This window comes from Micromonospora sp. NPDC049089, from assembly GCF_040648775.1.
In the GTDB taxonomy this organism is placed as follows: Bacteria; Actinomycetota; Actinomycetes; order Mycobacteriales; family Micromonosporaceae; genus Micromonospora.
On sequence record NZ_JBEZEH010000271.1, the window covers coordinates 1 to 8,095 of the forward strand.

Below are 8,095 nucleotides of genomic sequence, written 5' to 3' on the forward strand. Positions count from 1 at the left end.
ACCCCGATGGGGTGCCGGGCCCGACGATGCCCTTGATCAGGCCTTGTTCTCGGTGGCCTCGTCGCTGTCCTCGCGGGCGGCGTCGGTGTCACCGGACGCCGACACCGGCGCCTCGGAGTCCTGGTCGGCCGGAGCCGACTTCGGGGCCTCGTCGGCCGGGGCGAGCGCCTCGACCTTGTCCTGCTGCGCGGCCTTGCGGGCGGCGGTCTTCTTGTTCGCCTTCGGCTCGGCGACCTGAAGCTCCTCCACCAGCTCGATGATGGCCATCGGCGCGTTGTCACCCTTGCGCGGACCGGTCTTCACGATCCGGGTGTAACCGCCGGGGCGGTTGGAGTACCGGGGCGCGATCTGGTCGAACAGGGCGTAGACCACGTCCTTGTCCTTGACGACACCCAGCACCCGACGCCGCGAGGCGAGGTCACCGCGCTTGGCCTTGGTGATGAGCTGCTCGGCCAGCGGGCGCAGCCGCCGGGCCTTCGTCTCGGTGGTCTGGATCTTCCCGTGCTGGAACAGCGCGGTCGCCAGGTTGGCCAGCATCAGCCGCTCGTGCGAGGGGCTGCCGCCGAGGCGGGGGCCCTTGGTGGGCGTGGGCATTTTTGGTGCTCCTCAGTTGTGGCGGCAGCGCGGACTAGAGCTGCTCGGTCTCGCGGTAGTCGTCGGTGTCGTAGTCGGCCTCGCCGAAGGTGTCCACGACGTGCGCCGGGTCGAAGTTCGGAGCCGAGTCCTTCAGCCCGAGACCCATCCCGGCGAGCTTCATCTTGACCTCGTCGATCGACTTCTGACCGAAGTTGCGAATGTCGAGGAGGTCGGCCTCGGTACGCCCGATGAGCTCACCAACGGAGTTGATGCCCTCGCGCTTGAGGCAGTTGTAGGAGCGGACGGTGAGGTCCAGCTCCTCGATCGGCAGAGCGAGGTCCGCCGCCAGCTGGGCGTCCTGCGGGGACGGCCCGATGTCGATGCCCTCGGCGGTCTCGTCCAGCTCCCGGGCGAGCCCGAACAGCTCCACCAGCGTCGAACCGGCGGAGGCCAGCGCGGTACGCGGACCCATCGACGGCTTGGTCTCGACGTCGATGATCAGCCGGTCGAAGTCGGTGCGCTGCTCGACACGGGTCGCCTCGACGCGGTAGGTCACCTTCAGCACCGGCGAGTAGATCGAGTCGACCGGGATCCGGCCGATCTCCGCGCCGGACTGCTTGTTCTGCGCCGCCGTCACGTAGCCCCGGCCCCGCTCGACGGTCAGCTCCATGTCGAGCCGGCCCTTGCCGTTCAGGGTGGCGAGCTTGAGATCCGGGTTGTGCACCGAGACGCCGGCCGGGGGCTGGATGTCGCCCGCGGTCACATCGCCCGGGCCCTGCTTACGCAGGTACATGCTGACCGGCTCGTCGTGCTCGGAGCTGACGCACAGCTCCTTGATGTTCATGACGAGCTCGACCACGTCCTCCTTGACACCGGGGATCGTGGTGAACTCGTGCAGCACACCGTCGATCTTGATCGAGGTGACGGCCGCGCCCGGGATCGACGACAGCAGCGTACGCCGCAGCGAGTTACCCAGGGTGTAGCCGAAGCCCGGCTCCAACGGCTCGATGGCGAACCGGGAACGGGTCTCGTTGATCGACTCCTCGGAGAGGGAGGGTCGCTGGCTGATGAGCATCTTTTCTCTTCTCTTCCGGGACGCCCGCTATTTGACGCCCACGACACAAACTGTTCCGGTGGCCCGCCCCGAAGGGCGGGCCACCGAACGAGCTCGGACTACTTGGAGTAGAGCTCGACGATCAACTGCTCCTGGACCTGCGTGTCGATGACCTGCCGGGCCGGGAGGGAGTGCACGAGCACCTTCATCTGGCTCGGGATGGCCTCAAGCCACGCCGGAACCGTCTTCGAGCCGGCCTGAGCCTGCGCGACGATGAACGGGGTGAGCTCCTTGCTCTTGCCCCGAACCTCGATGATGTCGTGCTCCTTGACGCGGTACGACGGGATGTCGACCTTCTTGCCGTTCACCGTGAAGTGACCGTGCTTGACCAGCTGGCGGGCCATGTCCCGCGAGTGGGCGAAACCGGCCCGGTAAACGACGTTGTCCAGCCGCGACTCGAGGATCTGCAGGAGGACCTCACCGGTCTTGGCCTGCTTGCCAACGGCTTCCTCGTAGTAACCGCGGAACTGCTTCTCCAGCACGCCGTAAACCCGACGGGCCTTCTGCTTCTCGCGGAGCTGGAGCAGGTACTCCGTCTCCTTCGTGCGGCCGCGGCCGTGCTGCCCGGGCGGGAACGGCCGGGACTCGAACGGGCACTTCGGACCATCGCACTTGCTGCCCTTGAGGAACAGCTTCATCTTCTCCCGCCGGCAACGGCGGCAGTCTGCACCGGTGTAACGAGCCATCTCTCTCTACCTCTCAGACCCGGCGACGCTTCGGCGGACGGCACCCGTTGTGCGGCTGCGGGGTGACGTCGGCGATCTGCCCGACCTCGAGGCCCACTGCCTGCAGCGAACGGATGGCGGTTTCCCGGCCGGAGCCGGGGCCCTTGACGAACACGTCGACCTTGCGCATGCCGTGCTCCATGGCGCGACGCGCGGCAGCCTCGGCGGCCAGCTGCGCAGCGAACGGAGTCGACTTGCGGGAGCCCTTGAAGCCGACCTGGCCAGCGGAGGCCCAGGAGATGACCGCACCGGTCGGGTCCGTGATGGACACGATGGTGTTGTTGAACGTGCTCTTGATGTGCGCCTGCCCGTGGGCGACGTTCTTGCGTTCCTTGCGCCGGACCTTCTTTACAGCGGCTCCGGCACGAGCCTTCGGTGGCATAAGTCTGTGCGCTCCTAGTTGACTTTCCGGACTGGGTTGCGACCTGACCCGCCTCGGCGGCGGCCGATCCCGTCATCCGGTTAAGAACTACTTCTTGCCGGGCTTCTTCTTGCCGGCGACGGTCCGCTTCGGGCCCTTGCGGGTCCGGGCGTTGGTCTTGGTCCGCTGGCCACGCACGGGCAGACCCCGGCGGTGCCGGATGCCGGCGTAGCAGCCGATCTCAACCTTGCGGCGGATGTCAGCGGCGACCTCGCGGCGCAGGTCGCCTTCAACCTTGTAGTTGCCCTCGATGTGGTCGCGGAGCTGCACGAGCTCCTCGTCCGTGAGGTCCCGAGCGCGCTTGTCCGGCGAGATGCCGGTGGCGGCGAGTGTCTCCAGGGCGCGGGTGCGACCGACCCCGAAGATGTAGGTGAGCGCGATCTCCAACCGCTTTTCGCGGGGGAGATCCACGCCGACTAGACGTGCCATGTGCGGGCGTACTCCTCGTGATGTGTGGCGGAGGTGTGGACCCGTCCCACCCCGCTACCGGCCGTCCCGTCTTTCCGACGCGATGAGCGCCGACGACCGGGATCGGTCGCTGCCCGAGCGGGCCCCGGCCTCCGACCGGGGGTCAGCCACGCAGAGGTACGTCTGGCGTACCGCTCGCGGCTGGGACGAGCATGTGTGATGTGTGTGTCGCTGGGGATCTGCCTGGACCAACGCCACCCGGCCGTGCTCCGGCCGGACGGGCTGAGTCAGCCCTGGCGCTGCTTGTGGCGCGGGTCGCTGCAGATGACCATGACCCGGCCGTGCCGGCGGATAACCCGGCACTTGTTGCAGATCCTCTTGACGCTCGGCTTGACCTTCACGGTTGCCTTACTTCCCATCTGGCCCGGTTACGCGCTCTGCGCGGCACCGGACGTCGAAGACGGACACGGGACTTCCCGGCCGTCGTCAGGACTACTTGTAGCGGTAGACGATGCGCCCGCGGGTCAGGTCGTACGGCGAGAGTTCGACGACGACCCGGTCCTCCGGAAGGATACGGATGTAGTGCTGCCGCATCTTCCCGCTGATGTGAGCCAACACCTTGTGGCCGTTCGCGAGCTCCACCCGGAACATGGCGTTCGGCAGGGGCTCGATGACCCGACCCTCGATCTCAATGGCTCCGTCTTTTTTCGGCATGTCCTCCGCTGTCCTGACGTCGATTGCACCGGGCGGCCCACAACGTCTTACACGGAAATCTGATCAGAATCAGAAGCCCGCGCCAGCCGCGGCTCCAGCTCCCACCGAAGCGCAGGGTGGGCATGCCGGAGTGGACGCTGTGCGCCGATCTGAAAGTGTACGCCGGCCTGCGGTCCCCCGCCAAACCGGCCACCCACCAACCCGCGCGAGTCGACCCTCAGCCCTGTTGATCATGAAGTTGTTGTCACGACACGCCGTACTCGGCGGCAACAACTTCATGATCAACGAATCGCGGGGAGTCCGGCCCGCGGGTTGGAGTTGGTGGGGTTCAGGGGGTTGGTTCGTCGTTGTCGGGTTTGAGGGCGCGCTTTGCCTGCCTGCGCTCCCGGCGGCGTTGGCGCTTGACGGCCTGGCGCTGGGGCTCCTTCGCAGCCAGCCCGCTGACCGTGCGGACCACCAGCACCGCGCCCCACGGCCCGGCGACCCAGGCCGGCCAGAAGTAGAGCAGGTGCTTGCTGAGCAACGACGTCACCGCCCAGATGGTCACCACGACGGCGATCACCCGCAGGTACGGGAACCACACCTCGGCCAACCAGCGGGCGGTCACGCCCCTGCTGACGGCCGGATCGAGCTGGTCACCCAGCGGGCTCATCGTCGACCCGGCGACCGGCGCCAGGCCCGACCGCTGCGCCGGCGTCACCGGCGGCAGGTCGGTCAGCAGACCCTCGAGGTCGGCGTACGTGCGTGCCGCGTAGGCCTGCTGCAACCGCTCGTCGTACTCGTGCAGATCCAGTCGGCCCTCGTCGAGGGCGACCCGCAACCGGTCAGCCACCGCCGCACGGTCCGAGTCCGCAGCTCGCATCCCGTCGCGCCCGTCCATGCCGGCAAGCATGCCACCGTCGCGCCACTCCCGCCCGCCCCCCGACAGCGGTCGATCATGAAGTTGTTGCCCGCCCCACCGGCGTGTCGGAGCTGAAACTTCATGATCAACGGCGCGACGCGGGGCCGGGATCGGACTAGAGAGTCTTTGTGGCCGCGGGTTGGCGGGCGGTCACCAGGTCGCCCAGGCGGGCCCGGCCACCGTCGAACGCGGTGAGCACCCAGACGCCGTCCGGCAGCAGCGCCATCGAGTGCTCGACGTGCGCGGCGACAGAGCCGTCCCGGGTGACGACCGTCCACCCGTCGGCCAACTCGACGGTACGCGGGGACGCCATGGTGATCATCGGCTCGATGGCCAGGGCCATCCCGGTAACCAGTCGCGGACCCTTGCCCGGCCGACCGTGATTGAGCACGTGCGGGTCCTGGTGCATCTCGGTGCCGATGCCGTGCCCGCCGTAGCCGTCGACGATGCCGTACCGGCCGCCCTTGCGGACAGCGGTCTCCACAGCGTGCGAGATGTCGGTGAGGCGTCCCTTGCCGCTGGCCGCACCACGCGCAGCGGCGGCGATACCGGCCCACATGGCGTCCTCAGCGACCTCGGCCATCTTCAACAGCGCCGGGTCGACGTCACCGACCCCGACCGTGATCGCGGAGTCGCCGTGCCACCCGTCCAGCACCGCGCCGCAGTCGATGGAGATCAGGTCACCGGCCTGGAGCACCTGCTTGGGCGACGGGATGGCGTGCACGATCTGCTCGTTGACCGAGGAGCAGATCGACGCCGGAAAGCCGTGGTAGCCCTTGAACGACGGAACACCGCCCGCCTCACGGATGGTCGCCTCCGCGATGGCGTCCAGATCGGCGGTGCTCACACCGGGGGCGACAGCCTCCCGCATCCGACGCAACGCCTCGGCCACCACCAGCCCGGCGGCCCGCATCTTCTCGATCTGGTCAGGGGTCTTCAGCTGGATGTCCAGCTGGGGACGACGCATGGAGCGGTTACCTTTCGTTGCCGAACAGCGGGGCACATAACGCGTACCCCGCTGTTCGCACTCTATCCGCCGTGGCCCGGCCGGACCTCAGCCGCCGTACGACCGCAGCGCGTCGATGGCCCGGGTGGTGACGTCCTCCACCGGCCCGGTGGCGTCGATCCCGACCAGCTTGCCCTGAGCGCCGTAGTAGTCGACCAGGGGTGCGGTCTTCTCGCTGTATTCGCGGAGCCGCGTGGCGATCGTCTCCGGCTTGTCGTCGTCGCGCTGGAACAGCTCGGCGCCGCAGCGGTCACAGATGCCAGGCCGGGTGGTGGCGTCGAACTCGACGTGCCAGATCTTGCCGCAGCCCCGGCAGGTGCGCCTGCCGGAGAGCCGCCGAATCACCTCGTCGTCGTCGACGACCAGCTCCAGGACCAGATCCAGGGCGGTGCCCAGATCGGCCAGGAGCTTGTCCAGAGCGGCAGCCTGCGGAGTCGTCCGCGGGAAGCCGTCGAGCAGGAAACCCTCGCTGGCGTCGGGCTCGGCCAGCCGGTCCCGGACCATGTTGATGGTGACCTCGTCCGGAACCAGCTCGCCCGCATCCATGTACCGCTTCGCCTCGACACCGAGCGGCGTGCCCTGGGTGACGTTCGACCGGAAGATGTCTCCGGTCGAAATCTTCGGCACCGAGAGGTGCGCGGCGATGAACTCGGCCTGCGTGCCCTTGCCCGCGCCCGGCGGGCCAACCAGAACGAGTCTCATCTACCGCAGGAACCCTTCGTAGTTCCGCTGCATGAGTTGGCTCTCGATCTGCTTCACGGTCTCCAGACCGACGCCGACCATGATGAGCACAGCGGTGCCGCCGAACGGGAAGTTCTGGTACTGCTGGTTGTCCAGCCAGATGAAGAAGAAGTTCGGCAGGATCGAGATGATGCCGAGGTAGAGCGCGCCCGGCAGGGTGATCCGGCTGAGGATGAAGTCCAGGTAGTCGGCGGTCGGCTTGCCCGGGCGGATACCCGGCACGAACCCGCCGTACTTCTTCATGTTGTCCGCGACCTCGGTCGGGTTGAACGTGATCGAGACGTAGAAGTACGTGAAGAAGATGATCAGCAGGAAGTAGACCGCGATGTAGATCGGGCTGCTCGGGTTGACCAGGTTGTTCTGGATCCACGACTGGGTCTTGCCCGGGTCGGTCTGGTCGAAGAACTGCAGCGCCAACTGCGGCAGGTAGAGCAGCGACGACCCGAAGATGACCGGGATCACACCCGCCTGGTTGACCTTGAGCGGGATGTAGGTCGAGGTGCCGCCGTACATCCGCCGGCCGATCATCCGCTTGGCGTACTGCACCGGGATCCGGCGCTGCGACTGCTCGATGAAGGTGACAGCGGTGATGACCACCAGGACCAGCGCGATGACCAGGGCGAACATGTCCCAGCCCTTGCTGGTCTTGATCTGCCAGCCCTCGCTGGGCAGCCGCGCCGCGATCGAGGTGAAGATCAGGACGGACATGCCGTTGCCGACGCCGCGGTCGGTGATCAGCTCACCGAGCCACATGACCATGCCGGTGCCGGCGGTCATCGTCATCACCAGGATGGTCAGGGTCAGCCAGTCCGGGATGCCGGTGCCGGTGGGGATGATCGGGAACTGGTCGCAGCGGTTCTGGAACAGCTGGCCCGAGCGGGCCAGCGCCACGAACGCCGAGGCCTGAAGCACACCGAGGCCGAGGGTCAGGTAGCGGGTGTACTGGGTGATCTTCGCCTGACCGGCCTGGCCCTCCTTGCGGAGCTGCTCCAGGCGGGGGATCACGACGGTCAGCAGCTGCAAGATGATCGACGCGGTGATGTAGGGCATGATGCCCAGCGCGAAGACCGAGAGCTGCAGCAGCGCTCCGCCGGAGAAGAGGTTGAGAAGGTTCACCACCCCGGTGGTGTCACCCTGGATGGTGTCGAGGCACTTCTGCACGTTGCCGTACGAGACGCCCGGGCTGGGGAGCGTTGCACCCAGCCGGTAGACCGCGATGATGCCTACTGTGAACAGCAGCTTCTTGCGCAGGTCAGGCGTACGGAACGCACTGAGAAAGGCGGACAGCAACTTCTTCCTCCTGCGCGAGGCGGGCCGCCGGTGATCCCTGGCGGGTCGGGGTGGATCACGGGCGAGTGCCCGCAATCCATGGCTGGGATGGGACTCTAACAGCCTCACCCCGGTCCGGGCAGATGTGCCCGACTACATAAATCGATTCCGATGTTACCGGGCGCTCACGGCCCAGGCAGACCATGGCGCCCGCCAGTTG

11 protein-coding genes are annotated in these 8,095 nt (G+C 67.3%); all 11 read right to left on the bottom strand.

From position 1 onward, the window contains the following. Positions 1 to 36: 36 nt before the first annotated feature. The 11 genes from rplQ to secY all read right to left on the bottom strand — a co-directional run bounded on the left by rplQ (position 37) and on the right by secY (position 7,896). Complete coding sequence (gene rplQ / locus AB0B48_RS30505; protein ID WP_091402374.1) at positions 37 to 594, bottom strand: 50S ribosomal protein L17; 558 nt, start codon at positions 592 to 594, stop codon at positions 37 to 39. Positions 595 to 628: 34 nt separating this feature from the next. After that, a complete protein-coding gene (locus AB0B48_RS30510; protein WP_007465227.1) occupies positions 629 to 1,651 on the bottom strand; it encodes a DNA-directed RNA polymerase subunit alpha in 1,023 nt (340 codons plus the stop codon). Positions 1,652 to 1,749: 98 nt separating this feature from the next. Beyond that, positions 1,750 to 2,376 (bottom strand): 30S ribosomal protein S4, encoded by a 627-nt coding sequence (gene rpsD / locus AB0B48_RS30515; RefSeq protein ID WP_030329921.1) that lies wholly within the window; start codon positions 2,374 to 2,376, stop codon positions 1,750 to 1,752. Between the two features lie 13 nt (positions 2,377 to 2,389). Further along, entirely contained in the window at positions 2,390 to 2,797 is a 408-nt protein-coding gene (rpsK, locus tag AB0B48_RS30520) for a 30S ribosomal protein S11 (protein ID WP_030329919.1), read from the bottom strand. An 87-nt stretch (positions 2,798 to 2,884) separates the two neighbouring features. Beyond that, positions 2,885 to 3,265, bottom strand: coding sequence for a 30S ribosomal protein S13 (gene rpsM, locus AB0B48_RS30525; RefSeq protein WP_030329917.1), 381 nt, complete (start codon positions 3,263 to 3,265; stop codon positions 2,885 to 2,887). 266 nt (positions 3,266 to 3,531) lie between these two features. Continuing rightward, positions 3,532 to 3,645 (bottom strand): 50S ribosomal protein L36, encoded by a 114-nt coding sequence (gene rpmJ, locus AB0B48_RS30530; protein ID WP_043965539.1) that lies wholly within the window; start codon positions 3,643 to 3,645, stop codon positions 3,532 to 3,534. 91 nt (positions 3,646 to 3,736) lie between these two features. Beyond that, entirely contained in the window at positions 3,737 to 3,958 is a 222-nt protein-coding gene (infA, locus tag AB0B48_RS30535; protein WP_007073013.1) for a translation initiation factor IF-1, read from the bottom strand. 328 nt (positions 3,959 to 4,286) lie between these two features. Beyond that, the gene (locus AB0B48_RS30540) at positions 4,287 to 4,838 is read right to left on the bottom strand and encodes a DUF1707 domain-containing protein (protein WP_357207558.1); all 552 of its coding nucleotides are present in this window, start codon (positions 4,836 to 4,838) and stop codon (positions 4,287 to 4,289) included. Positions 4,839 to 4,974: 136 nt separating this feature from the next. Continuing rightward, positions 4,975 to 5,826 carry a type I methionyl aminopeptidase gene (map, locus tag AB0B48_RS30545; RefSeq protein ID WP_357207561.1) on the bottom strand — a complete coding sequence of 284 codons (852 nt, stop codon included), beginning with the start codon at positions 5,824 to 5,826 and terminating at the stop codon, positions 4,975 to 4,977. 87 nt (positions 5,827 to 5,913) lie between these two features. Continuing rightward, entirely contained in the window at positions 5,914 to 6,567 is a 654-nt protein-coding gene (locus AB0B48_RS30550) for an adenylate kinase (protein WP_088950228.1), read from the bottom strand. Further along, positions 6,568 to 7,896, bottom strand: a complete 1,329-nt coding sequence (gene secY, locus AB0B48_RS30555) for a preprotein translocase subunit SecY (RefSeq protein WP_357207564.1) — start codon at positions 7,894 to 7,896, stop codon at positions 6,568 to 6,570. It abuts the gene before it with no gap. Between the last annotated feature and the right edge of the window lie 199 nt (positions 7,897 to 8,095).

Bases quoted from the DNA above. Each gene is read 5' to 3' on its own strand.
- rpsK (WP_030329919.1), bottom strand. From the start codon at position 2,797: ATGCCACCGAAGGCTCGTGCCGGAGCCGCTGTAAAGAAGGTCCGGCGC.
- AB0B48_RS30550 (WP_088950228.1), bottom strand. From the start codon at position 6,567: ATGAGACTCGTTCTGGTTGGCCCGCCGGGCGCGGGCAAGGGCACGCAG.
- AB0B48_RS30510 (WP_007465227.1), bottom strand. From the start codon at position 1,651: ATGCTCATCAGCCAGCGACCCTCCCTCTCCGAGGAGTCGATCAACGAG.
- map (WP_357207561.1), bottom strand. From the start codon at position 5,826: ATGCGTCGTCCCCAGCTGGACATCCAGCTGAAGACCCCTGACCAGATC.
- rplQ (WP_091402374.1), bottom strand. From the start codon at position 594: ATGCCCACGCCCACCAAGGGCCCCCGCCTCGGCGGCAGCCCCTCGCAC.
- rpsD (WP_030329921.1), bottom strand. From the start codon at position 2,376: ATGGCTCGTTACACCGGTGCAGACTGCCGCCGTTGCCGGCGGGAGAAG.
- infA (WP_007073013.1), bottom strand. From the start codon at position 3,958: ATGCCGAAAAAAGACGGAGCCATTGAGATCGAGGGTCGGGTCATCGAG.
- AB0B48_RS30540 (WP_357207558.1), bottom strand. From the start codon at position 4,838: ATGGACGGGCGCGACGGGATGCGAGCTGCGGACTCGGACCGTGCGGCG.
- rpsM (WP_030329917.1), bottom strand. From the start codon at position 3,265: ATGGCACGTCTAGTCGGCGTGGATCTCCCCCGCGAAAAGCGGTTGGAG.